The 211-nt window shown below is 71.1% G+C and carries 1 protein-coding gene; it reads left to right on the top strand.

Features of this window, described 5'->3' with window-relative positions:
• Nucleotides 1-211, top strand: a 211-nt coding sequence (locus IEZ00_RS38170) for a transposase (protein WP_189226096.1), incomplete at both ends; no start/stop codon positions are given.

Genomic DNA, 211 nt, shown 5'->3' on the forward strand with positions numbered 1-211 from the left:
TGGGCAGCAGGAAGCGGCGGCCTCGGCGGTCGTTCACCCCGGAGTTCAAGGCTGAGATCGTGGAGTTGTGCAGGCGGGGCGACCGGTCGGTGGGTCAGGTCGCGAAGGACTTCGACCTGACCGAGACCGCGGTGCGGCAGTGGGTCGTGCAGGCCGAGCGCGACGCCGGCACCCGCACCGACGGGCTGACCAGCGACGAACGCGAGGAGCT

The sequence above is a fragment of the Saccharothrix coeruleofusca genome, assembly GCF_014648515.1.
GTDB classification, from domain to species: Bacteria; Actinomycetota; Actinomycetes; order Mycobacteriales; family Pseudonocardiaceae; genus Actinosynnema; species Actinosynnema coeruleofuscum.